Source organism: Phenylobacterium sp. (assembly GCF_046463815.1).
In the GTDB taxonomy this organism is placed as follows: domain Bacteria; phylum Pseudomonadota; class Alphaproteobacteria; order Caulobacterales; family Caulobacteraceae; genus Phenylobacterium.
Genome location: NZ_JBKBRO010000028.1, coordinates 1 through 23,780 on the forward strand (window position 1 = coordinate 1; position 23,780 = coordinate 23,780).

Below are 23,780 nucleotides of genomic sequence, written 5' to 3' on the forward strand. Positions count from 1 at the left end.
AGGATCCTGATGGTCTTCGGGTCCGGCGTCGCCGCCATCGTGGGCTTCGTCGTGGCGGCGCCCCTGGCCGGGCGTCGCCGCCGAGGACAGGCATCCTAGCCGCCGTTCATTCCCACTCGATGGTGCCGGGCGGCTTGGAGGTCACGTCGTAGACGACGCGGTTGATGCCCCGCACCTCGTTGATGATCCTCGTCGCCGCGCGGCCCAGGACCTCCCAGGGGAATTCGAAGAAGTCGGCCGTCATGCCGTCGGTCGAGGTCACGGCGCGGAGCGCACAGACCTCGTCGTAGGTGCGGGCGTCGCCCATCACGCCCACGGTGCGCACCGGCAGCAGGACGGCGAAGGCCTGCCAGATCGAGTCGTAGAGACCCGCCTTGCGGATCTCATCCAGGTAGATGGCGTCGGCCTTCTGCAGGATGGCGACCCGCTCGGGCGTCACCTCGCCAGGGATGCGGATGGCCAGGCCGGGGCCCGGGAACGGGTGGCGGCCCACGAACTGCGGCGGCAGGCCCAACTCGACGCCCAGGGCCCGAACCTCGTCCTTGAACAGCTCGCGCAGCGGCTCGACCAGCTTGAGCTTCATGTAGTCCGGCAGGCCGCCCACGTTGTGGTGGCTCTTGATCACCGCCGAGGGGCCGCCGCGGGCCGAGACGCTCTCGATCACGTCCGGATAGAGGGTGCCCTGGGCCAGGAACGCCGCGCCCTCGATCTTGGCCGCCTCGCGGTCGAACACCTCGACGAACAGCCGCCCGATGGTCTTGCGCTTGGCCTCCGGGTCGGTGACGCCGGCCAGCTCGCCCAGGAATTCCTTAGCCGCATCAACGTGAACCAGCGGGATATTGTAGTGATCCCGGAACATGGTCACGACCTGTTCGGCCTCGTTCAGGCGCAGCAGGCCGTGGTCCACGAAGACGCAGGTGAGCTGGTCGCCGATGGCCTCGTGGATCAGGACGGCGGCCACCGAGGAGTCCACCCCGCCCGACAGGCCGCAGATCACCCTGCCCTCGCCCACCTGCTCGCGGATGCGGGCCACGGCCTCCTCGCGGAAGGCCTTCATCGTCCAGTCGCCCTTCAGGCCGGCGATGCGGTGGGTGAAGTTGCGCAGGATCAGCGCCCCGCGCGGCGTATGCGCCACCTCGGGATGGAACTGGATGCCGTAGAACCGCCGCCCCTCGTCGGCGATCACCGCGTAGGGGCTGCCCTCGGACGCCGCCACCACCTCGAAGCCCAGGGGGATGGCGGTGATCTTGTCGCCGTGGCTCATCCACACGGTCTCGCGGTCGCCCACCTCGCCCAGGCCCTCCAGCAGCGGCGATTCCCGCTCCTTGAGGATCTCGGCGCGGCCGAACTCGCGCTCGTGGCCGCTCTCAACCGCCCCGCCCAGCTGGGCGCACATGGTCATCTCGCCGTAGCAGATGCCCAGGACCGGCACGCCCAGCTCGAAGATCCGCTGCGGCGCGGAAGGGCTCTCGGCCTCGTGGGCGCTGGCCGGTCCGCCCGACAGGATCACCGCCTTGGGTGCGAAGTCGTCCAGCATCCCCTCGACCTTGTCGTAGGGGTGGATCTCGCAATAGACGCCGCTCTCGCGCAGGCGCCGGGCGATCAGCTGGGTCACCTGACTGCCGAAGTCGACGATCAGGACGCGCTCGTGCTCGGGTGCGTGGGTCTCGGTCATGGGGCTCCGTTAGCGGGTCTTCTCCAGCACGGCGACGAAAAAGCCGTCGGTGCCGGACGTGCGGGGCGTGAGGCGCAGGAAGCCGTCAGCGGTGAGGCGTCCGGCCAGTTTCGGGTCGTCGGTGGCGGCCTTCACGGCGAAGTCCGCATGGCGCGTGAGGAAGGCCGCAACGCGGTCCTCGTCCTCCTGCGGCAGCACCGAGCAGGTGACATAGACCATCCGCCCGCCCGGCCTCACGAAGCGGGCGCCGTCTTCCAGCACCTGGTCCTGGTCGGCGATCCGGCGCTCCAGGGCCTCGGGCGTGAGCCGCCACTTGGTGTCGGGATGGCGCCGCCAGGAGCCCGTGCCGGTGCAGGGCGCATCGATGAACACCACGTCCATCCGGCCTTCCAGCCCCTTCAGCGGCTCGGGGTTCACCGGCGAGCGGACCTGCAGGTTGCGGGCCCCGGCCCGGTCGCCGCGCCGTACGGTGTCGGTCAGACGCCGGGGGTCGGAGTCGTAGGCGTAGATCTGGCCGGTGTTGCCCATGGCCGCCGCGAGCGCCAGGGTCTTGCCGCCGCCGCCGGCGCAGAGGTCCAGCACCTGGGCGCCCTTCACGTCCCCGGCCGCCGCCGCGGCGATCTGCGAGCCCAGGTCCTGCACCTCGAACCAGCCCTTGGAGAACTGCGGAATGGCCTCCACGGCCCCGCCGCGCGCGGTCGGGTCGGGCGCGGCGATGCGCAGGGCCGTCGGCAGCACTCCGGTCGGATGGGCGTCGATCGAGGCCAGGGCCTTCAGCGCCCGCTCGGGATCGGTCTTCAGCGTGTTGACCCGCAGGTCCACCGGGGCCCGCTCGGCCAGGGCCTCGCCCTCGGCCGCCCGGTCATCCCCGAACGCGCGGGCGAAGGCCTCGTCCAGCCAGTCGGGATAGTCGCCGCGCACGGCGTCCGGCGCCTCGGCGAGGTCGCGGGGCCGCTCCAAGGCCGCGCGTTCGGCGTCGGTCAGCGGGCCCGGGCCGTGCGGCTCCTCGCCCGCCGCCTCGGCGACGCGCTCCAAAGGCCACGCCCACAGGAACCGGAGAGCGCCGAGCGCGGCGGCCCGGGGGCCGTCCTCGCCCATGCGCCAGGCGAGCGACCGCCGACGCCGGAGCACGTCCAGCACCAGGCCGGAGACGAAGGCGCGATCCTTCGCCCCGGCGTAGCGGGCGCCGTCCCCCCAGGCCTTCAGCGCGAGCCGGACGGGCCTGCGCCGCGCCTCGATCTCCGTCAGGACTTCAATGGCCGCCGCCAGGCGTCCGCCGTCTCGCATCTCCGTCGGCCTAGACGGCGCTCGGGTAATTGGGCGCTTCCCGCGTGATCATCACGTCGTGGACGTGGCTTTCGCGCAGGCCGGCGTTGGTGATCCGGATGAACCGGGCCCGGGTGCGGAAGGCCTCCAGGTCGCCCGCGCCGACATAGCCCATGGCCGCTCGGAGGCCGCCGATCATCTGGTGCAGGATCGGGGATATCGGCCCCTTGTAGGGGACCTGGCCCTCGATGCCCTCGGGCACCAGCTTGAGCGCGTCCTTCACATCCTTCTGGAAGTAGCGGTCGGCCGAGCCTTGCCCCATGGCGCCCAGCGAGCCCATGCCCCGGTAGGCCTTGTAGGAGCGGCCCTGGTACAGGAACACCTCGCCCGGCGCCTCGTCGACGCCGGCGAACACCGAGCCCATCATGGCCACCGAGGCGCCCATGGCGAGCGCCTTGGCGAGGTCGCCCGAGTACTTGATGCCACCGTCGGCGACGATCGGCACGTCCGTCCCGGCCGCCGCGCGCACGGCGTCGGCGATGGCGGTCAACTGGGGCACGCCCACGCCGGCCACGATCCGCGTGGTGCAGATGGAGCCGGGGCCGATGCCGACCTTCACCGCGTCCGCGCCCGCGTCGATCAGGGCCCGCGCGCCGTCGTAGGTGGCCACGTTGCCGGCCACGACCTGGACCCGGTTGCTCTCGCGCTTCACCCGCTGCACGGCCTCGGCCACCGAGACGTTGTGGCCGTGGGCGGTGTCGATCACCACCACGTCCACGCCGGCGTCCACCAGGGCCATCGAGCGCTCGTAGCCTGTATCGCCCACCGTGGAGGCGGCGGCCACCAGCAGGCGGCCCTGGGCGTCCTTGGCGGCGAACGGGTGGGCCTGCGACTTCTCCATATCCTTGACGGTGATGAGGCCCACGGCGTGGTCCTCGTCGTCCACCACGATCAGGCGCTCGATCTTGTGCCGGCGCAGCAGCTCACGGGCCTCGGCCTGGCCGACGCCCTCCTTCACCGTGACCAGGTTCTCCCTGGTCATCAGCGCCTTGGCCGGGATGTCGTCGCGGCTCTCGAAGCGCATGTCGCGGTTGGTCAGGATGCCGCAGAGCTTGCCCTTGGCGTCGACCACCGGGAAACCGCTGATCTTGCGGCGCGCCTTGATCTGGCGGATCTCGCCCAGCGTCGTCTCCGGACCGATGGTCACCGGATTGATGACCATGCCGCTTTCGTAGCGCTTCACCTCGCGAACCTGGTCGGCCTGCTCCTCGACGGTGAGGTTTCGGTGCAGCACTCCGATCCCGCCGGCCTGGGCCATGGCGATGGCCAGACGGCTTTCGGTGACCGTGTCCATGGCGGCGGACACGAGCGGTATGTTCAGCTTGATCTCTCGCGTGAACCGGGTGGAGACATCCACCTGTGTGGGCATCACATCGGATGCGCCGGGTTCGAGCAAAACATCGTCGAAGGTGAGCCCTTCGCGAATCTCCATGAGACTCTCCGTTTTGCGGCGCGGGTATAGGGGTAAGGGCGCCGCCGGGGCAAGGGGGTTGGACAGGTCGTTCATGCGATTGCGGCCTCCCGCGCCGCTCGGCTGTGGGAGGAAAGGCCGAAGGTCATGGCGAACATGAGGAGACAGAGCGCCGACGAGGCGAGGACCGCCAGGGTCGGAGACCGCTCGAGGGCCAGGGCGTAGAGCGTGGGGCCCGCCGCCTGTGCGAAGATCGCCGGCCGCCCCAGCAGCGCCGAGCGGTAGGCGTAGTTCGAGGCCCCCCAGAGGCTGAGCGGCAGGACGCCCTTGGCCACGGTCAGCATGCCGTTGCCGGCCCCCTGCCCTACGGCCAGCGCCGCCGCGCCCTCGCCACCCAGGCTCAGCAGCCCCGCCGCCCCCGCCGGATGCATCAGCGTCGCCACCCGCGTCGTCGCGAGCGGCGGCAGGCGCCGCAGCACCGTGTATTCGAGAGCCCGCACGGTCACTGCCGCCACGCCCATGAGGCCGGCCACCGCCGTGGCCCTGGCCGGCGGCAGGCCGAAAGCCGCCAACAGCCTGGGCAGGTGCGCGCTCATGCAGGTCGAGATGAACCAGGCGCAGGCGAACAGCACGGCGAGCTGCACCATCGGCCGATCCCAACGCACCCGCCGCGGCGGGGTCTCCGGCTGCGGCCGGTGCGCGTGGCCGTGGGTCTTCGGGCAAGTCCACGCCGTAAGCGGCAGGCAGATGAGGAGTTGGACGCCCGCCCAGGTCCAGCAGGCGTCCCGCCAGCCGAGCTCGCCCGCCAGCCAGGCGGTCAACGGCCAGCCCACCACCGAGCCCAGGCCGCTGATCAGCGCCACGCCGGTGATCGGTTGGCGCGCCGCCTCGCCGTAGAATGACACCAGGATGGCGAACGGCGTGGGCGAAAGGCCAAGCGCCATGCCCAAGCCCAGCGCCAGCATCGCCAGGGCCAAGGCCGCGCCGTTCGGCGCCGTCGCCAGCAGCGCCAGCGCCCCGGCCAGGACCACGTGCGAAGCCAGCAGCACGGGCTTGCCGCCCCGGGCGTCGATCCGGCGGGCGATGGCGGGCGCGACGAAGGCCGGCACGAGCAGCGAGAGCGAGACGGTCCCGAAGACGAAGGCGGTCGACAGGCCAAGGTCCCTTCCGATCCCGTCGCCCAGCACGCCCATGAGGTAGAAGCTGGAGGCGAAGGCCGCGATCTGGCCCAGGCCGAAACCCGCGACGATCAGGCTCTGAGGACGGGAGGGCGTCTCCATGCCCCCTGATGCCAGCATTGCCGTTGTTCTGAAATCGACTTATTTGGTCATCAATGTTCCAAAATCTTCAAAGCGGTCCAGCGCCGTCGCTGAACGCCCTGCGCGCCTTCGAGGCCGTGGCGCGGACGGGCAAGGTGACGCTGGCCGCCGAGGAACTCCACGTGACGCCCTCGGCCGTCAGTCGGCAGGTGAAGGCCCTGGAGCAGAGCCTGGGCGTGCGTCTGCTGACCGGGCCCAAGCACCGCCTCGAACTGACCGAGGCCGGCCGCGACCTCGCGCCCGCCCTCACCGAAGCGTTCGACCGCATCGCGGCCGCCGTACGCGGGACCCGTCGGGGCGGCGAGGACCTGCACGTGGCGGTCAACGCCTCGATCTCGGTGAAGTGGCTGATCCCCAGGCTCGCCGGTTTCCAGGCGGCCCACCCGGATATCCGGCTGAACCTGTCGGAACTGGCCGCCCACGCCACCGCGCACCGGGGCGCCCAGGCCGTGGTGCGCATCGTGCCGACGAGCCGGCTTTCTGATCCCAACTGCACGCCCTTCATCCGCAACGCCCTGGGCGCGGTCATGTCGCCCGGACTGGCGGAGCGCTGCGGCGGCGACCTGCTGCGCGCGCCGCGCCTGGCGGCCGTCACCCACCCCGAGGCCTGGCCGGTGTTCGCCGAGCTGGCGGGCCTGGAGTTGCCGCCAGCCCACGAGCGACCCTTCGCCCACGTCCACTTCGCCATGGACGCGGCCCTGGCCGGCCTGGGCGCGGCGGTGCTGTCCTGGCCGCTGTGCGTGGACGAGGTGGCGTCCGGCCGTCTGCTGGCGCCGCTGGGCTTCCATCGATCGGGCAGCGCCTTCGCCATCCTGGCCGCGCCGGGCGCGAGGAGTCGGGCCCTCGACCGCTTCCGCGACTGGCTGGTGGCAGAAGGCGCCGCCACGCCCGAGCCGCCGACCGCCTCCTAGATCACATTGCCGCACGGTGTTCTGCGGGAATAAGCTTCACCTGGGTTCCACGAGCGCCGCGCGCAGACGCGGCCCGTCCCAGGGAGGAAGACATGGAAAGCCGCACTGGTCTGCCGGCCATCAACGACATCGACGCCACCGCCCCCTTCCGCTGGCTGGCCGGCGCGTGGGGCGATCTCTGGAAGGCGCCGGTCCCGCTCTTCGCCTACGGGTTCCTGATCTCGATGGCGAGCCTGGCCCTCACCTGGGGCATCTACGAGACCAACGCCGCGTTCTGGGCGCTGGCGCTCACCTTCGGCTTCGTCTTCGTGGCTCCCATGCTGGCCATGGGCCCCTACGAGGCCGGCCGTCGGCTTGAAACCGGCGAAAAACCTAAGCTCGGCCAGATCCTCTTCGTGCGCACGGCCATGCGCCAGGACGTGGCCTACCTGGGCCTGGCGCTGCTGCTGATCTACTTCTTCTGGGGACGCATGGCGCAACTGGTCTACGGCCTCTCGACCTACCAGCTCTACGAGACCATCCCCGACTTCCTGCGCTTCGCGGCGAGCACGCAGGAGGGCCATAACATGCTGATCGCCGGCTCGATCGTCGGCGGCGCCATCGCCTTCCTGACCTTCACGCTAGTGGTCGTCTCGGCGCCCATGCTGCTCGACCCGAGGAACAACGTCTTCGCCGCCGTGGCCACCAGCTTCCGGGCGGTCTCGCGCCACCCGGGGCCGCTGCTGCTGTGGGCCGTCATTATCGCCATCCTGGTGGCGGCCTGCGCGGTCAGCGGATTCGCGGCGATGGTGGTGATCTTCCCGTGGCTGGGCCTGGCGAGCTGGCGGGCCTACCGGGCGCTGGTCGCCGAGGAGACGGCTCAGCGGCCCTTGAAGCCCGTCGCCACGATGAAGACCTCCGAGCTGTCCTGACGGCTGGCCTTCGGCTTCACGTTCCGGACCTCGGCGAAGTGGCGCTTGAGGTCGCCGATCAGCTCGGTCGTGCCGCCGCCCTGGAAGGCCTTGGTCACGAACACGCCGCCCGGCTTCAGCACCTCGCGGGCGAAGTCGGCGGCGGCCTCGATCAGACCCATGATCCGCAGGTGGTCGGTCTGCTTGTGGCCCACGGTGTTGGGAGCCATGTCCGACATCACCACGTCGGCCGCGCCGCCCAGAAGCTCCTTCAGCCTCGGCCCGCACTCGGGATCGGTGAAGTCCATCTGCAGGATGTGGGCGGGCGGCAGCGGCTCGACCGGCAGCAGGTCGACGCCGGCGATGTTCGTCACGCCGCGCTCGATCGCCACCTGCGTCCACCCGCCGGGAGCCAGGCCCAGGTCGATGACCCGGGCGCCGGGCTTCAGGAACCGGAACCGGTCGTCGATCTCGGTCAACTTGAACGCGGCGCGGCTGCGGTAGCCCATGGCCCGCGCCTTGGCGGCGAAGGGGTCGTTCACCTGGCGCTCCAGCCAGGCCTGCTGCGAGGGCGTGCGCTGCTTGGCGGTCTTCAGGCGCGCCGGCTTGGCGCGGCCGCCTTCGAGGCCGCCGGACGGCGGCTTCACCATGCGCTTGCGGGGCGGCTCGGTCATTGCGTGATCCCGGGCTTGCGGCCGCGGCGGCGCCTGCGCCGGCGACGCGCCCCGCGATCGGCCATCAGCGACAGCAGGATGCCCTCGCGCAGGCCGCGGTCGGCCACGCGCACACGGCTGCACGGCCAGAGCTCCTGCACGGCCTGGAGGATGGCGGCGCCGGCCAGCACCAGGTCGGCGCGGTCGGGGCCGATGCACGGCTGGTTGGCCCGCTCCCGGGCGTTCAGACGCAGCAGGCGGCTCGCCGCGGCGTCGCATTCGTCCCGGCTCATCCAGATGCCGTCCACCCGGTTTCGGTCGTAGCGCGGCAGGTCGAGGTGCATGCCGGCCAGGCTGGTGATCGCGCCCGAGGTTCCCACGAGGTGCGCCCGGTCGGCCTCGAACACCGGCTTCATCGGATCGGCCCGGCGGAAGGCGGCGATCTCGGCCTTCACCGTCTCGACCATGCTCCGGAACCACCCCTCGGTGGCGGCCTCCCCTTCCGGGAAGCGCTCGGCCAGCGTCACCACCCCGATCGGCACCGACAGCCACGCACGGATCGGCGGCATGCCGCTGGACGGGGCATCCTTGAGGTCGACCCAGGAAAGTTCGGTCGAACCGCCGCCCACGTCGACGACCAAGGCCGCGTCCATCCGGCGGTCCAGCAGGTTGAGGCAGCCCGTCACCGACAGGCGCGCCTCCTCCTGGGGCGGGATGATCTGCAACCGCACGCCGGTCTCCTCGGCGACGCGCGCGACGAAGGCGGGGCCGTTCTCGGCGATCCGGCAGGCCTGGGTGGCGATGGCCCGGAACCGCAGGACCTGGCGGCGGCGCACCTTCTCGGCGCTGACCTTGAGCGCCCCCAGCGCGCGGTCCATGGCGGCTTCCGAGAGCCGGCCGCTCTGGGTCAGGCCCTCGCCCAGCCGCACGATGCGGGAGTAGGCTTCGACCACCCGGAACCCCGACTGGGCGGGCGTCGCGATCAGAAGCCGGCAGTTGTTGGTTCCGAGGTCCAGCGCCGCGTAACATGGCGGCTCGCTGGCAGACCTCACCCGATCGCGCCGTTCGGCGCCGGGCGCGCGCGGCGCCTCACCCATGGACATGTCCGTCCTTCGCAGGCCGGCCCGCGGCGGGCCGCCTCATTTCGACGCGACTTTAGCAAGGCCGGCGCGAGGCCGGAAGCGCAGCCTTGAACGTCGGCTCCCGGACGTTACGTTCACTTTCCAGTCAGGAGAGCAGTGATAAACAGGGGCGTTATGGCTTCGCGACTCGCCAAATTTGCGATCGGTCAGGTCGTCCGCCACCGCGTCTATCCCTTCCGCGGCGTGATCTTCGACGTCGACCCGACGTTCAGCAACACCGAGGAATACTGGCTGTCCATTCCGGAGCACATCCGGCCCCACAAGGATCAGCCCTTCTACCACCTGCTCGCCGAGAACGACGACAGCGCCTACGTCGCCTACGTCTCCGAACAGAACCTCGTGCCCGACGAGACGGGCGAGCCCGTGGGCCATCCCCAGGCGTCGCTGATCTTCGATTCCTTCGACGAGGGTCAGTACCGGCTGCGCCCCCGCATCAGCCACTGAAGCGGGAGCAGAAGCGTTCCGCGCGACCACTGACCGGTGGAACGTTTCACCTGAAACGACCCGAATCCGGGCCCATTCCGAACGGAACTTCCGCGAACGCGGGTCCATTCTCCCTCGCATGAGCGCGGACGGCTTCTCGAACGGCCCGCCGCCGGGCGCGCGGGCCGACTGGACCATTGACCAGGACTGGGAGGGCTATTCCCAGGCCGAGCATGACGTCTGGATCACCCTCTACGAGCGCCAGGCGAAGCTGCTGCCCGGCCGGGCCGCCGACCCGTTCCTCAAGGGGCTGGAGGCGCTGGACCTGCACCGGGCCGGCATTCCCGACTTCGGCCGCATCAACGAGGAGCTGACGCGGCTCACCGGCTGGAGCGTGGTGGCCGTGCCCGGCCTCGTGCCGGACGACGTGTTCTTCGACCATCTGGCCAACCGACGCTTCCCGGCCGGCCAGTTCATCCGCAAGCCGGAGGAGCTCGACTACCTCCAGGAGCCGGACATCTTCCACGATGTCTTCGGCCACGTGCCGATGCTCACCGACCCCACCTTCGCCGACTACATGCAGGCCTATGGCGAAGGCGGCCGGCGCGCCCTGGGCCTGGGGCGCCTGCACAACCTGGCCCGGCTCTACTGGTACACGGTGGAGTTCGGCCTGCTGGAGACGCCCCAGGGCCTCAGGATCTATGGGGCCGGCATCGTCTCCAGCCACGCGGAATCGATCTTCGCCCTGGACGACCCCTCCCCCAACCGGCTGGGCTTCGACCTCGTGCGGGTGATGCGCACGCCCTACCGGATCGACGATTTCCAGCAGGTCTATTTCGTCGTCCCGTCGTTACAGTCCCTGCTGGACGCCACCCTGCAGGACTTCGCGCCGATCTACACGGCGGTCGAGACGGCCCCGGACGTGGCCATCGACGCCGTCCTGCCCACGGACCGCGTCTTCACCCGCGGCGCCCAGACCTACGCCCGCAACGGCGGTCGTAGCGCGACCGTTCGACCTCAGTAGTCCCGCCGCCAGCGGACCGCGAGGCGGCTCTCGCCCTGGCCGGTGACACGCGAGACGATCGACAGCTTGCGGCCGACCCGCCATTCGACCTGGGCCGAGCCGCCTTCGCGGCCGCCGCCGGTCAGCTCGAGATACACGTCGTCGGTCAGGTACTTGCCGCCCGAGACCGTGACCCCCGCCTCGTCGTTCCCGCCGCCGAACGCCAGCCGGTCGAGGCCGGCGAAGGCCCGCAGGTTGCCGACGACGTCGAGGCCGCCGCCGCCGGCCAGGGACGAGAGCGCAGAGGCCAGCTGGGCGGCTTCGACCGGCGAAAGCTGCGACGCCGTGCGCCCGAACAGGACCTGCGACAGCACCTCGTCGTTCGGCAGGCTGGGCGAGGACGCCAGCGTGACCTCGGGCCGGGCCGCGGTGCCCCGGATGCGCACGGTCACGGTCAACGTGGGATCGTCCCGCACGGCGTCCAGTTGCAGCCGGATGTTCTGCGGGCGGGTCGAGAGATAGACGACACTCGCCGTGTCGAACTCGAAGCGCTTGCCAGCGAAGTCGTAGTCACCGCGCACGACCCGGGCCACGCCCGACAGGTCCGGGCGTGTGGTGGTGCCGCCCACGTGGGCGTCCAGCGACAGCTCCACGTCCAGCCCCCGGCCGCGCAGGAACACCCGGCGGTCCGCCTTCAGGTCCACATCCAGCAGCCAGCCGCTGCCGCGCGTCGAGGGCGGCCCGACCGAGGCCGCCAGCTCGGGCGGCCGGTTCACTTCCTTCACCTCCATGGCCACCACGCCGGAGGGCGTCGGGGGCTCGGCGGCCACCTCCGCCTGGTCGATCGTCAGCGCGCCCGAGAGCCGCACCTTTCCGTCCGCCGCGCGCGCGATGGTCGCCTGCCCGGTCGCGGACGCCGTGGCCATCTCGTTGTCGATCAGCCGGAAGCCCTGCAGGTCCAGCCGGAAGCTGGACTGCCCCTCCCGCAGCAGGCTGATACGGCCCTGCCCGCTGACCTTGCCGCCGTGGCCGTCGACTCCGCTCGCCTGGGTCACGTCCACCGCGTTGCGGGTGAAGTCCGCCGCCAGGGTCACGTCGCGCAGCGAGAGCCCCGTGGCGCCGTCGTCGAAGCGGCCCCGCTCGACACTGATCTGGCCCACGGCGTTCGGATCGGCCAGCGTGCCCCCCAGCGTCCCCTGGGTGCGGACGAAGCCCGCCAGGGCCCGCTCGCCGCCGAACAGCACGTCCCACAGGGGCTGGACCTCCCCTTCCGCGAAGAAGCGGCCACGCATCGGCTGCTGGCGCGCGATCGCGATCCGGAACGGCGCGGCCGAGGCCTCGACGGGCAACATGAGGTCGCCGGTGGCGCGCAGGCCCTGTTCGTTGCTCGCCTGGGTCTCGAGGCTGAGCGTGGTGTCTGCGAGCCGCCCGCGCACAAGCGCGTCCACGCCGCGCTCGGCGGGCGCGCCGCGTCCCCGGGCGTCGGCCAGCCGGGCCTCGAAGCCGCCGTCGAGCCGCGCGCCCTGGCCTCGCAAGGCGATCGTCCCGTCGATCCGGCCGGCCAGGTCGGGATCGAGCAGGGTCAGGGTGAGCCCGGTCACCCGCGCCTGCACGTCCGCGGCCTCGCCCCGCAGCGTCCCATCGAGGTCGATGCGTCCGCCGTCGGACGCCGCCAGCCGCAGCCGCGCGCCCTGCTCGCCGCCGCCGAAGCGGAAGACCGCCGGCTCCACCGTATGGATGTCGCGTTTGCCCAACCGCCCGGTCCCCGCGAGGGTGAGCGAGTAGCCGGGGCGCAGATCGGCGAGCACGCCGTTCCCGTCGATCCGCCAGCCGCCGCGCTTCGAAGCGCCTTCGGCCTCCACCGCGTAGGGCAGCCGGGCCAGCGGACCGTCGGCGGCGATCCGCGCCGAGCGCACCGTCAGAGCGCTGCCCGAAGGCCGCGCGTTCTCGGCGTTGAGCGCCAGAGTCGCCCGCGCGCCCCCCGAGCCGTCCACGATCCGCACGCCGCCCGCCACCCGGCCCGCATCGAGGAAGGCGCCGCGCGTCACGTCCAGGGTCAGGTCGGCCGCCGAGGGGCTGCTCCGGCGCAGCGAGAGCGCCCCCTGCGCCTTGACCCCGCCCGCATCGACCGACAGCTCGGTCAGGTCCACGCCGCCGCGCGGGAAGCGGAAGGCCGAACGGCCCCGCGCCGGACCGTAGGTGCTGTCGGCGGTGACCGCGATCACGCCGTTGGAGCCGTCCGTCCGCCGCAGGAAGCTCAGTGTCACCTTGGCGTCCTTCAGCGGCAGGCGCGGCAGGTCGACGGCGTCCACGTCGGCCAGCAGGTCGAGCCGGGGCTCGCCGACCGTGCCGGTAACCGCGCCCGTCCCCTTGGCCTTGCCAGTGATCTCCACCGGTCCGGCCCGGAAAGGCCCGCTGGCGTTCCAGTCCGCCTTGAAGACCAGCACGCCGTCGCGCTTCATCGCCCCGGCCCCCGAGGCGTCCAGCGCCGCCCCGTCCAGACTGGCGCGCGCCACGGAGAGCTGGCCCGCGTCCCAGTTCGCCTGGACCTGCACCCGAGGGCTCGCGCCCAGCAGGCGGTCGAGTTCGGCCAGGCCCAGGGCGAACCGCTGGCCGCGCGCGTCCAGGGTGAAGGTCCAGGGCCGTCCCGCCCGCGCCTGTCCGGCCGACCAGGTCAGGCTGGCCCCGCCCGAGGCGCCCGCCCGCGCCGCCGCGAGGTTGGAGACGTCCGCCCGGCCCTTGAAGTTCAGCCCGCCCAGCAGACTCCGGCCGCCGCTGGCCGAAACCTTGAGACCGCGCGCCGTCAATTCCAGGTCGCGCAGCATCAGCCGCCCGTCCGACAGCCGTGCGGCGTCGACGCTCGCCACCGGCGCGCCCCCCAGCAGGGCCGCGGCGAAACCCCGCCCCGCGCCGCCCGCGCCGGTCAGCCGGGCCTTCACGGTCAGGTCGCCCTTGCGCCGCGCCGCCTCCAGCGGCCCCGACACCCGCGCCAGCCCATAGCTCCCCAGCTTCAGGTCCGAGACGGCGCCGCTTCCCGTGAAGGCGAATTCGGAGGCGGTGCCGGTCAGCACGCCGACGACGCGCGCCGCCCCGGTGTCGGGGCCGCCGGCAGCCCGGGAGAGGTCCGGCGTCGCCGCGTCGATCGAGAGACCCTTGGGCCCGAGCCGCCGCTCGCCCACGTTCCCGCGCCCCGAGAGCTTGAGCGTGAGGTTGTCGGCGTAGAGCCGCCCTTCCAGCGCATGCAGGCCGGGCTCGGCCTTGCGGCCGGCCAGCCCAAACCGCACTTCGCGGCCGAAGCGGTCCATGTACGGCCGGGTCAGCGACGAGACGTCCAGCCGGATGCGGCCGCCGGCCTCTCCGCCCTCCGGGCTCCAGGCGCCGCGCGCGTCCAGCGGCGTGTCCGCGCCCGACCGCGCCACGGCCGTGAAGCGGCCCGTCGAGGTCTTGCCCTCGGCCTGAAGCTTCAGGTCGAACGGCCGGTCGGGCGAGAGACCCAGCGCGCCAGCCAGGGCGCCGCCCTTGGCCTCCTCGGCGTCGGCGACGAGGCGCAGCGGCGCCTTCGGACCGAAGGCGAAGTCCACGTCGAGGTGATCCCCGGGGTGCAGCAGGCTCTTCGCCGCGATCCTGCCGCTGCGCCCGCCGGCCCGCTCGATGTCGAGGCGCGCCTGCAGATCATAGACGCCGCGCCGATAGCTGAACCCCGGCTGCATCTCGACGCGCGTCGCCAGCCGATCGATGTGGAATGACACCGGCAGGCCCCGGTCCTTGCCCTTGGGGCCGAGCGTGGGCCGCCGGATCAGCGTCAGACGCTCGGCTTCGATCAGGTCGGCGTCGAACCTCCGCCTCAGGAGTTCAAGGTAACGCCATGTCAGATGGACGTTTCTAGCCTCGAACCAGACACCCCTCTCGTCGCGGATCGTCAGCCTACGGACGCGGAAGTCACGCCAGATGTCGCCCGAGAGGCCCTCGATCTTCAGACGGCCCAGGCGACCGATCTTCAGGCCGTCGGTCCTGGCCTCGATCAGCAGGCGGGCCTGCGGCGTGAGCACGCCATAGCGGGTCGTGGCGAAGAGGCCGGCGAGGATCAGCAGAGCGACCAGGCTGACCGCGACGATCGACTTCGGGATCACCGATCGCTTCAGCACCGCCGGGACGGCGGGAATGTCGCCGCCCGTGCTCAAAAGCTCTGCCCGATGCTGACGTAGATCTGGAACGCCGGTTCGTCGCGGCGCTTGCTGACCGGCGCGGCCACGTCCACGCGGATCGGCGCGAAGCCCAGGTTGTAGCGGACCCCGACCCCCGCCCCCAGCGCCAGGTCGCCGAAGTCGATGGCGCCGCTCGAGCCCACCGAGCCGGCGTCGACGAAGAGGGCCAGGCCCCAACGCTGCGTCAGGTCGTGACGCACCTCGGTCGAGGCTTCGAACAGCGAGAGCCCGCCCTTGGGCGTATTGTCCTCAAGCCGCGGCCCCACCGCCTGGTAGGGAAATCCGCGCACCGAGCCGCCGCCTCCGGCGTAGAACCGCCGCGAGGCCGGCACCTCCGGGATCGTGCCGTTGACGATCCGTCCCAGACGCACCCGGCCCGCCAGGACGGTCCGCGCCTGCTTCCCGATCGGCAGGTAGCCCGTTCCCTGCACCTGCAGGCGCAGGTACGGCAGGTTTTCCTCGCCCAGCAGCATGGTGGGCTCGGCCCGGGCGCTCAGCCGCCAGCCGCGCCTCGGATCCAACGGATCGTCCGAGCGGTCCAGCAGCACGTCGCCGAGCGCCGCGACGGTGACAATGTCCCGGCCCAGCTTCGAAAGGGTCTCCGTCTCCCGTTCGGTCGTCCGGCTGCCGTCGACCGTCCCCCCCAGGGTCAGGTACGAGGTCTTGCCGAACCGGCGGGTCACGTCGGCCCGCAGGCCCACGCCCGTCTCGTCATAGGCGTCGGTGGTGATGTCGTAGGCGGCCGCCGCCGTCTCCAGCGTCTGCTGAGGACGCCGCCAGTGCGGAAGCGCGACCTGCACCTGGGCGCGGCTGTCCAGGTCCGACAACCGGCCCAGCACCGACAAGGTGTCCGCCCGCCGGAAGAAGCCGTAGCGGGTCCAGCGGCCTTCCACGCCCGCGCCTTCGTCGGTGGAGTAGCTGGCGCTGGCCTCGATGGTCCGCCGCTTCCGTTCGGCCAGGCTGACCAGCACCGGGCGCAGTCCCTCCGGCGTCGTGCGGTCGGCGCGGGCCAGCGCCACCGTGACGGAGTCATAGACCCCGGTGTCCAGCAGGCGTCGCTCGAGTTCGGCGACCTCGCCGGGCTTGTAGGGTTCGCCGGGCGTCCACGGCGCGAGCCGTCGCACCCATTCCGGGCGCGTGCGTCCGTCGGTGCTCACCTCGACGCCATCCAGCTTCACCAGCGGTCCGGCGGCGATGCGATAGGTGGGCCGGACGCTGGCGTCGGCGTGGTCGACGATCACCTCCCGGGGCTCCGCCGCCGCGTCCGCATAGCCGAGGTCCTGGATGGCGGCGATGATCCGCCCCTCGGCCGCCACCACCTCGGCCGCGCGGCCGGGCTCGCCGGGCTTCAGCGCCAGCGCGTCCCGCGCGGCCGCCTCGACCGCCGCCTCGGGCGATGCGCCGGTCCATTGTATGGCGGGCGCCGCGAGGGCGAAGCGCGGCCCCGGCGTGATCCTGACGAGGGGCGTGGGCGGATCGGCCTCGCTGACGTCCGGCTCGACCACATAGGCGTAGTAGCCCTCCGACCGCAGGACTGCGATGGCGTCCTCGGCCGCCGCCCGGGCGCGCCGGCGGGCCTCGAAGCGGGTCTCTATCCTGTCGTCGGTGTCGCCGATGACGCGCTGGATCGCCTGGCGCAGGCCCTCGTCCATCTCGCCCTCGACGCGGGCGCGCGGCTCGGCGGCGAGGGCTGCGGCTCCAACGCCTTGAACGCACAAGGCCGCCGAAACGGCGGCGGCGGCGTGGAGCAGTCGATCCAAGCCCGAATCCTCACGGTGCGCCCCCGTTCATCCTGTAGCGGCGCGCTCGGCGCCTGTCGATGGGCGGCCCGGAGGGTGCTGCGGCGGGAAAGCGCCCTTGCGGGAGGCTTTGACCCACCGTCCTTGACGGGGCCGGACATCGGCGCGCCGGTGGGCCGTCGTAGCCCGCCGCAGCGTCTGGAAATCTAGGGGCTCAGGCCGAGGTTCGGTAGGCCCGGGCGATGGCCGCCAGCGCCGTCTCCGCCTCGGCACGGTCGGGCGCTTCGTTGGCGTCGTTGAAGCCCCAGCCCTCGTCCGCCCCCGTCTGCTGGATGACGATGCCGTCGCGGCGGGCCAGCATGGTCACGTTGTCGTAGACGACGCCGTAGTTCACCTCGGGCTGGGGGATCAGCCAGGCGATCTGGCCGCGCACCGGCACGACGCTCTCGTCCTTCCAGAGCGCGCGGGCCCCATAGCCCGTGCAATCGATAACCGCCTTCTGCTTCAGGCGGCCGAGATCGGCCGGGGTGTGGAACTCCGTGGTCTCGATGCGGCCGCCGGCCATCCGGAACTCGGCCATCAGCACCCGGCCGTATTCGGCTATGTTGAACATCGGCAGCGAAAGGCGGCGCACGATCGGCGCCGCGAAGGGGTGGCTCTCGGACGGCAGGCTCTCGGACGGGGGCGTCAGGTCCCGGACGCGGGCGCCGTAGTGGGCGAAGCCCACGGGGTCCGCCCGCGGCGGCGGCGGGGCGTCGTAGAGGAGATAGCGGTCGACCCATTCCACCGGGTTTCCCGGCAGGCCCAGATAGCTCTGGTACATGCGGAACGAGGTGCGGGTCATGCGCTCCCACAGCGCCGGGAAATCGGCCGACACGGCGCCTTCCTGGGCGATCCGCGAATCCGGCGACCAGATGCCCGTCGCCCGCGACGAGCGGACCTCGGGCATCCACTCCTTGGCGTAGATGGTGACGTTCGCGCCCATGCGCTGGGCGGTGATGGCCGCGGCCAGCCCGAGCGCCCCGCAGCCGATCACGGCGATGTCGCGCTCACCGGTGGACAGCGCCTTCGGCACGACCTCGCGCGCCGAACCCCACGACAGCGACCAGCCCGATCCACCGTGGCCGTAGTTGTGAACCACCAGCTTGTCGCCCACCGTCTCGGCGTCCAGCCTGGGGCCCGCCGCCCGGAAGGGCCGCAGGCACACGGTGATGTTCATGATCCGCCGAGGATCGGCGTCCACCGCCGCCAGCGGCGGCGCGGACCGGAAGCGCGGCTTGGCGACCGTCGCCGCAAGCGGCGCGGCTCCCGTCGTGGCGCAACCACCCAGAGCCGCGAGCCCCAGCCCGCCCGCGCCCATCAGGAACGCCCGCCGATTCCCCCCGATCATCGTCTGCATGGCCGCGCTCCCCCGTCTGGACGCGTCGAGACTGCCTCGCTCGGGCGGGAAGGCAATTCCAAATCGCGGGCGCTTGCGCAGGCAGGGTGCGGCGCCTATGGTCCGCGCCGCTTCGCGGCCCCGCGTGCGGGCCGGTAGCTCAGTGGTAGAGCATTCGACTTTTAATCGAATGGTCCTGGGTTCGAGTCCCAGCCGGCCTACCACCCGCGAAGCCCTCCCCCCGTCTTATTTGCGTCGCAAGCTGGGCTATGCTGACGCCCATGCGCGCACACGCCCTCCTCCTCGCCGCCGGCTTGGCCCTCGTGGGCCCCGCCGCCCACGCCCAGAATGCGCCTCCGTCTCCACCGCCGCCGCCCGCGTCCGAGCCGGTGAAGACCTCCGACGAGGTGAAGCGCGAGAGCCTGGAGGGCGCGGCCACCGCCCCCCTGCGCGACCTCAACGTCCTGCGCACCAAGATCCCCCGCGTGCTGCTGGAGGCCATGGCCGACCCCTACGAGCGGCCGCCCCGCGGCTACCGCTGCCCACAGCTCATCGAACTGGTGCGGCCGCTGGACGACGCGTTGGGTCCCGACCTCGATCTCGTGCGCGTCCAGGACCAGGACATGATGGAACGCAGCCGCGAGACCGCGCTCGGCGCCGCCGCGGACCTCGCCTCGGACGTCATCCCCTTCCGGGGCTGGGTGCGCAAGCTGACCGGGGCCGAGCGGCATGACCGGCTGGTGCGCGACGCCATCTTCGCCGGCGGCGTCCGCCGGGCCTACCTGAAGGGCCTGGGCGAGGCCAGGGGCTGCAATCCGCCCGCCACCCCCAGCCACGAGAAGGCTGGCACGCCGCCGCCCGATCCGGACCGGCGCTTCAATCCGAAGTACCCGACGCGCCTGCCTGACGCGCCGCAAACGCCCGCCGGAACGACTCCATCCGCCCCTCGCCGATAGCCGTCCGCATCTCGGCCATCAGGGCCTGGAAGAAGGCCACGTTGTGCCAGGAGAGCAGCACCTGGCCCAGGATCTCGCCCGCCTTCACCAGGTGGTGCAGGTAGGCCCTGGTGTAGTCCCGGCTCGCCGATACCGAACTGGCCGGGTCCAGCGGACTCTCGTCCTCGGCGAAGCGGGCGTTCTTCAGGTTGATCGGCCCGTCCCAGGTCCAGGCCTGGCCGTGCCGGCCCGAGCGGGTGGGCAGGACGCAGTCGAACATGTCCACCCCGCGCGCCACGGCCTCGACGATGTCGATGGGCTTGCCGACGCCCATCAGGTAGCGGGGCCGGTCCACGGGCAGCATGCCTGGGGCGTAGTCCAGCACCTCGCACATGGCCTGGTGCCCCTCGCCCACCGCCAGCCCGCCGATGGCGTAGCCGTCGAAGCCGATCTCGCGCAGGCGTTCGGCGGACTCGGCGCGGAGCGCCTCGTCTGTCCCGCCCTGCTGGATGCCGAACAGCGCCTGCGTCTCGCGGTCCCCGAAGGCGTCCTTCGACCGTTGGCCCCAGCGGGCGGAGCGGCGCATGGCCTCGGCGGCGCGCTCGCGTTCGGCCGGCAGGGCCACCAGCTCGTCGAGCTGCATGACGATGTCCGAGCCCAGGAGGTCGGCCTGGATCTCGATGGACCGCTCCGGGGTCAGCACATGGCGGCTGCCGTCCAGGTGGCTCTGGAAGGTGACGCTGTCCTCGGTGACCTTGGCGATCTTCGACAGCGACATCACCTGGAAGCCGCCCGAGTCCGTCAGGATCGGCTTCTCCCAGCGCATGAACCGGTGCAGTCCCCCTAGACGCCGCACCCGCTCGGCCGTCGGCCGCAGCATCAGGTGGTAGGTGTTGCCCAGGAGGATGTCGGTCCCCGTGGCCGCCACCTGCTCCACCGTCAGCGCCTTGACCGTGCCCGCGGTGCCCACCGGCATGAAGGCGGGCGTGCGGATGTCGCCCCTCGGCGTGGCGAGCACGCCGGCGCGCGCCTTTCCGTCGGTCGCCGAGATCGTGAACGGGAACGCCGCCATCAGGCCCTCCAGAGCAGCGAGGAGTCGCCGTAGGAATAGAAGCGGTAGCCGCTCTCGATCGCATGGCTGTAGGCCGCGCGCATGGTTTCGTTCCCGGCGAAGGCGCAGACCAGCATGAAGAGCGTCGACCTCGGCAGGTGGAAGTTGGTCATCAGCCCGTCGGCGGCCCGGAACCGGTAGCCCGGCGTGATGAAGATGGCCGTCTCGTCCCGGAATGGGCGGACGACTCCGTCCTCGCCCGTGGCGCTCTCCAGCAGGCGCAGCGAGGTGGTGCCGACGCAGACAATCCGCCCGCCGGCCGCGCGCACGGCGTTCAGCCGCGCGGCCGTGGCTTCGTCCACCTCGCCCCACTCGGCGTGCATCCGATGCTCGGCGACCTCTTCGGTCTTCACCGGCAGGAAGGTGCCCGCGCCCACGTGAAGAGTGACCCGCTCGGTCGCGATCCCGGCCTGAGCCAGCCTCTCCAGCAGGTCCGGGGTGAAGTGAAGTCCGGCCGTGGGCGCGGCCACCGAGCCGTCCTCCCGCGCATAGACGGTCTGGTAGTCCGCGCGGTCCTGCTCGTCCTCGGCCCGCTTGGCGGCGATGTAGGGCGGCAGCGGCATGGCGCCCCGCTCGGCGATGGCGGCATCCAGGTCGGGGCCCGACAGGTCGAAGGCCAGGGTGACCTCACCGCCCTCGCCCTTGTCCTTCACCGTGGCGTCCAGGCTGCCGAGCAGGCAGGCCCGGCCGCCGGTTTCGCCGAAGCTCACCCGATCGCCAGGTTGCAGGCGCTTGCCGGGCCTCATGAAGGCGGTCCAGACGTGACCGGACTTGCGCTGGTGCAGGGTGGCCTCGACCGCCACGCGGCTGTCGCCCCGGGTGCGCACGCCCTTCAGCCGGGCCGGGATCACGCGCGTGTCGTTCAGCACCAGCACGTCGCCGGCCCTGAGCAGCCCCGGCAGGTCGCGGACATGCAGGTCCTGGAACGCTTCGCCCGGCCGGACCAGCAGCAGGCGCGCGGAATCCCTGGGGCTCGCGGGCCGGAGCGCGATGGCCTCCTCGGGCAGGTCGAAATCGAAGTCGGCGACACGCATGGAGGCGGCTCAAGGCCACGCGGGCGCGGGCGCGTCAAGCATTGCGCTGTGCTAGCCACGAGGGGATGCGCGCCCTGCGAGTCGCCCTGACCATGCTCCTGGCCCCGCCGCTGTTCCTGGGCGCGGCCCTGTGCGCCGGCGCGGCCGTGGCGGCGCATTTCGGCCGGATCAGCCTGCGCTGGGACATCCTGGCCCACTTCGCGCCTCTGTGGCTGGCGGGCGGCCTCGTCGCGCTCGTGAGCGCCTTCGCCTTCCGCGGCTACGCCCGGGCCCTGGTGGCCGGGACGGGCGCCGTCGCGGTGTTGGCGGCCGGTGCGCTCATGGTTCCGGAATACGTCCGCGACACCGGCCCCAAGGCGCCCGCCGAGGCTCCAGAACAGCTCAAGGTCATCCAGATAAACGCCTGGGTCAGAAACGAAAATTTCGAACAGACCCTCGACTGGCTCGTCGCCCAGAAGCCGGACATCGTGGTGATGCAGGAGACGTCCCCGGAGATCCGCCGGGCCGTCGAGGCGCACACGGACTGGCACGTCTCCTGCGCCCGCTGCGACGTCTCGATCTTCAGCCGCCGGCCGCCGGTCCGGGCCAAGACCGTCCGGCTGCGCGGGCCCCGCCCTGGCCCCCTCGTCCGCGCCGTGTTCCGGGACGCGCGGGGCGAATATGCGGTGATCGGCGTCCACTATGCCTGGCCCACGGACGCCGACGACCAGCAGGCGCAGGAAGCCGGTCTCGCCCGCACCATCGCCACGGGCCCCCGCGAGCGGACCATCGTCGCGGGCGACTTCAACTCCGCGCCCTGGAGCTTCTCCCGGCGACGCTGGGACGCCCAGTTCGGCCTGATCCGCCGCGACCGCGCGCTCTTCTCCTGGCCCGCCCGCCCGTACAAGCGCATGCGCTGGCTGGGCCTCTTCCCCTTCCTGCCCATCGACCACGTCTACGCCGGACCGGCCTGGGCGACGGTGAAGGTCGAGCGCGGCCCAAGGCTCGGCTCAGACCACTATCCGGTGGTCATGGTTCTAGCGCCCGCCGCGCCGCGCTGAGGCGCTCGCGCAGGTCCGCGACCTTCTTGAGCGCCGCCCTCGACGGGCCGGTGGGCCACGCCGCTCTTGAAAAGGTCCTGGCGGCTGCCCCAGGCGGCCAGCGCCTTCGCCGTGGTCGCGACGACATGGTCCGTCAAGCCTTCCGAGGTGACAAAGACCTTGAGCCGGGGCGCCATGCGCAGTCCTCCCCCTGGCTCCGGTCGGATAACCGAGGCCAAAGGGGGCAGCGTTGCGGTTTGCCCAGGATCAGGCGTCCGCGGCCACCTTCATCGAGACGATCTTGCCGGGCTCGCGCGGCGGCTCGCCCTTGGGCAGGGCGTCGATGTGCTCCATGCCTTCGACGACCTCGCCCCAGACCGTGTACTGGCCGTCCAGGAACGTCGCGTCGTCGAAGCAGATGAAGAACTGGCTGTTGGCCGAGTTCGGATTCGGCGTGCGGGCCATGGAGCAGACGCCGCGCACGTGCGGCTCGCGGCTGAACTCGGCCGGCAGGTTCGGCTTCTTCGAGCCGCCCGTGCCGGTGCCGGTGGGGTCGCCGCCCTGGGCCATGAAGCCAGGGATCACGCGGTGGAAGACCACGCCGTCGTAGAAGCCTTCGCGCGCCAACTCCTTGATGCGCTCCACGTGCTTGGGCGCCAGGTCGGGCCGGAGCTTGATGGTCACCGGACCGCCCTCCAGCGTCATGATCAGGGTGTTTTCGGCGTCCATCATTTCACCTCGACAGGAATGTTCACGTCACAGGCCGAGAAGGTCGGGCCGCCGGCCGCGCGGGCCCGCTCGATCTCGGCCTTGAACCAGGGGGAAGCGGGATCGATCACGCGGACCTTCGGCCGCTCGGCCTCCGGGATGTCGGACAGAACGCGCACGCGCTCCATGCGGTCCTGCGGATCGGCCACCGGCTCGCCCACCTTGATGGCCTTCACCACGTCCTGGCCCGCGATCACGCGGCCAAAGGCGGTGTAGCGCTTCTCCAGCTTGGGATAGCGGTCGCGCATCAGGAAGAACTGGCTGTTGGCCGAGTCCGGCGCCTCGCCGCGGGCCATGCCCAGGACGCCCGGGCAGTAGAGGCCCCAGGCCTGCACCTTCCCGTCGGCGGTGAGCGGGGCCAGCATCATGCTCTGGCTCATGACCGGCAGCGAACGGATGAAGCCCACCTCGGCCACCTGCTGGTCCTGGGCCAGGACCACGGGCGCCTCCGGGCCGCGGCGGAAGAAGAACTCGGCCTTCATGTCCGGCAGCTCCGAGGCGCCGGTCCCGTTGTTCTGCGGGTCTCCGGTCTGGGCCATGAAGCCCTCGATGACCCGGAAGAACGTCAGGCCGTCGTAGAGCTTCTGGCGGGTCAGGGTCCGGAGCCGCTCGGCGTGGGCCGGGGCGACCTCGGGGATCATCTCGACGATGATCCGGCCCTTGTTGGTGTCGATCACCAGGACGTCGTCGGGGTTGGGCGTCCGCCAGTCCGAGGCGGCGGGCGGCTTCGGCGCAACCTGGGCCGGGGCCGGCGCGGGAGCGGGCTTCGTCTGGGCCACGGCGGTGGCGGCGCACGCCGCGAGAGCAGCGGCGATCAGGGCGGTCTTGCGGTTCATTG

General features: G+C 71.8%; 19 protein-coding genes and 1 tRNA gene. 7 read left to right on the forward strand and 13 right to left on the reverse strand.

The window, feature by feature from the left end; all coding sequences use genetic code 11:
- Positions 1–106: 106 nt before the first annotated feature.
- The 4 genes from guaA to ACK4TT_RS16565 form a co-directional block, all read right to left on the reverse strand.
- Positions 107–1,675, reverse strand: a complete 1,569-nt coding sequence (guaA, locus tag ACK4TT_RS16550; protein WP_409640672.1) for a glutamine-hydrolyzing GMP synthase — start codon at positions 1,673–1,675, stop codon at positions 107–109.
- Between the two features lie 9 nt (positions 1,676–1,684).
- Positions 1,685–2,962, reverse strand: a complete 1,278-nt coding sequence (locus ACK4TT_RS16555) for an RsmB/NOP family class I SAM-dependent RNA methyltransferase (RefSeq protein ID WP_410213437.1) — start codon at positions 2,960–2,962, stop codon at positions 1,685–1,687.
- A 10-nt stretch (positions 2,963–2,972) separates the two neighbouring features.
- Positions 2,973–4,433 (reverse strand): IMP dehydrogenase, encoded by a 1,461-nt coding sequence (gene guaB, locus ACK4TT_RS16560; protein WP_409640666.1) that lies wholly within the window; start codon positions 4,431–4,433, stop codon positions 2,973–2,975.
- A 71-nt stretch (positions 4,434–4,504) separates the two neighbouring features.
- Positions 4,505–5,710 (reverse strand): MFS transporter, encoded by a 1,206-nt coding sequence (locus ACK4TT_RS16565; protein WP_409640663.1) that lies wholly within the window; start codon positions 5,708–5,710, stop codon positions 4,505–4,507.
- 35 nt (positions 5,711–5,745) lie between these two features.
- Between ACK4TT_RS16565 and ACK4TT_RS16570 the strand changes: the two genes are divergently transcribed.
- Entirely contained in the window at positions 5,746–6,642 is an 897-nt protein-coding gene (locus tag ACK4TT_RS16570; protein ID WP_409640660.1) for a LysR family transcriptional regulator, read from the forward strand.
- Between the two features lie 92 nt (positions 6,643–6,734).
- Positions 6,735–7,553 (forward strand): DUF2189 domain-containing protein, encoded by an 819-nt coding sequence (locus tag ACK4TT_RS16575; protein WP_410213438.1) that lies wholly within the window; start codon positions 6,735–6,737, stop codon positions 7,551–7,553.
- Here ACK4TT_RS16575 and ACK4TT_RS16580 read toward each other — a convergent pair.
- The gene (locus tag ACK4TT_RS16580; RefSeq protein ID WP_409640654.1) at positions 7,502–8,206 is read right to left on the reverse strand and encodes an RlmE family RNA methyltransferase; all 705 of its coding nucleotides are present in this window, start codon (positions 8,204–8,206) and stop codon (positions 7,502–7,504) included. The genes ACK4TT_RS16575 and ACK4TT_RS16580 overlap by 52 nt on opposite strands.
- Complete coding sequence (locus ACK4TT_RS16585) at positions 8,203–9,282, reverse strand: Ppx/GppA phosphatase family protein (protein ID WP_410213439.1); 1,080 nt, start codon at positions 9,280–9,282, stop codon at positions 8,203–8,205. Before ACK4TT_RS16585 ends, ACK4TT_RS16580 begins: the two co-directional genes overlap by 4 nt.
- A gap of 159 nt (positions 9,283–9,441) precedes the next feature.
- Here ACK4TT_RS16585 and hspQ point away from each other — a divergent pair, with 159 nt between their 5' ends.
- Together hspQ and phhA are read left to right on the forward strand one after the other, a co-directional pair.
- Complete coding sequence (hspQ, locus tag ACK4TT_RS16590) at positions 9,442–9,771, forward strand: heat shock protein HspQ (RefSeq protein ID WP_409640652.1); 330 nt, start codon at positions 9,442–9,444, stop codon at positions 9,769–9,771.
- Positions 9,772–9,889: 118 nt separating this feature from the next.
- Positions 9,890–10,774, forward strand: coding sequence for a phenylalanine 4-monooxygenase (gene phhA, locus ACK4TT_RS16595; protein ID WP_409640649.1), 885 nt, complete (start codon positions 9,890–9,892; stop codon positions 10,772–10,774).
- On the opposite strand, the gene ACK4TT_RS16600 is transcribed toward phhA, so the two are convergent.
- The 3 genes from ACK4TT_RS16600 to ACK4TT_RS16610 all read right to left on the reverse strand — a co-directional run bounded on the left by ACK4TT_RS16600 (position 10,768) and on the right by ACK4TT_RS16610 (position 18,096).
- On the reverse strand, positions 10,768–14,934 hold the full coding sequence (locus ACK4TT_RS16600) for a translocation/assembly module TamB domain-containing protein (protein WP_410213440.1): 4,167 nt from the start codon (positions 14,932–14,934) through the stop codon (positions 10,768–10,770). The two genes, phhA and ACK4TT_RS16600, sit on opposite strands and share 7 nt — an antisense overlap.
- The gene (locus tag ACK4TT_RS16605; protein WP_410213441.1) at positions 14,931–16,718 is read right to left on the reverse strand and encodes an autotransporter assembly complex protein TamA; all 1,788 of its coding nucleotides are present in this window, start codon (positions 16,716–16,718) and stop codon (positions 14,931–14,933) included. The genes ACK4TT_RS16600 and ACK4TT_RS16605 overlap by 4 nt, the downstream gene beginning before the upstream one ends.
- A gap of 193 nt (positions 16,719–16,911) precedes the next feature.
- Entirely contained in the window at positions 16,912–18,096 is a 1,185-nt protein-coding gene (locus ACK4TT_RS16610) for an FAD-dependent oxidoreductase (RefSeq protein WP_410213442.1), read from the reverse strand.
- Between the two features lie 128 nt (positions 18,097–18,224).
- Here ACK4TT_RS16610 and ACK4TT_RS16615 point away from each other — a divergent pair.
- Positions 18,225–18,299, forward strand: a tRNA-Lys gene (locus tag ACK4TT_RS16615).
- Between the two features lie 57 nt (positions 18,300–18,356).
- Positions 18,357–19,031, forward strand: a complete 675-nt coding sequence (locus ACK4TT_RS16620; protein ID WP_409640638.1) for a hypothetical protein — start codon at positions 18,357–18,359, stop codon at positions 19,029–19,031.
- Here ACK4TT_RS16620 and tgt read toward each other — a convergent pair.
- On the reverse strand, positions 18,952–20,082 hold the full coding sequence (tgt, locus tag ACK4TT_RS16625; RefSeq protein ID WP_410213443.1) for a tRNA guanosine(34) transglycosylase Tgt: 1,131 nt from the start codon (positions 20,080–20,082) through the stop codon (positions 18,952–18,954). The genes ACK4TT_RS16620 and tgt overlap by 80 nt on opposite strands.
- Positions 20,082–21,155: a tRNA preQ1(34) S-adenosylmethionine ribosyltransferase-isomerase QueA gene (gene queA, locus ACK4TT_RS16630; protein WP_409640632.1), complete on the reverse strand. Its 1,074-nt coding sequence runs from the start codon at positions 21,153–21,155 to the stop codon at positions 20,082–20,084. The genes tgt and queA overlap by 1 nt, the downstream gene beginning before the upstream one ends.
- Before the next feature lie 65 nt (positions 21,156–21,220).
- On the opposite strand from queA, the gene ACK4TT_RS16635 reads away from it, so the two are divergent.
- Positions 21,221–22,195, forward strand: coding sequence for an endonuclease/exonuclease/phosphatase family protein (locus ACK4TT_RS16635; RefSeq protein ID WP_409640629.1), 975 nt, complete (start codon positions 21,221–21,223; stop codon positions 22,193–22,195).
- A gap of 246 nt (positions 22,196–22,441) precedes the next feature.
- On the opposite strand, the gene ACK4TT_RS16640 is transcribed toward ACK4TT_RS16635, so the two are convergent.
- Both ACK4TT_RS16640 and ACK4TT_RS16645 read right to left on the reverse strand, forming a co-directional pair.
- A complete protein-coding gene (locus tag ACK4TT_RS16640) occupies positions 22,442–22,903 on the reverse strand; it encodes a peptidylprolyl isomerase (RefSeq protein WP_410213444.1) in 462 nt (153 codons plus the stop codon).
- A complete protein-coding gene (locus ACK4TT_RS16645; protein ID WP_409640623.1) occupies positions 22,903–23,778 on the reverse strand; it encodes a peptidylprolyl isomerase in 876 nt (291 codons plus the stop codon). The genes ACK4TT_RS16640 and ACK4TT_RS16645 overlap by 1 nt, the downstream gene beginning before the upstream one ends.
- Positions 23,779–23,780 lie beyond the last annotated feature (2 nt).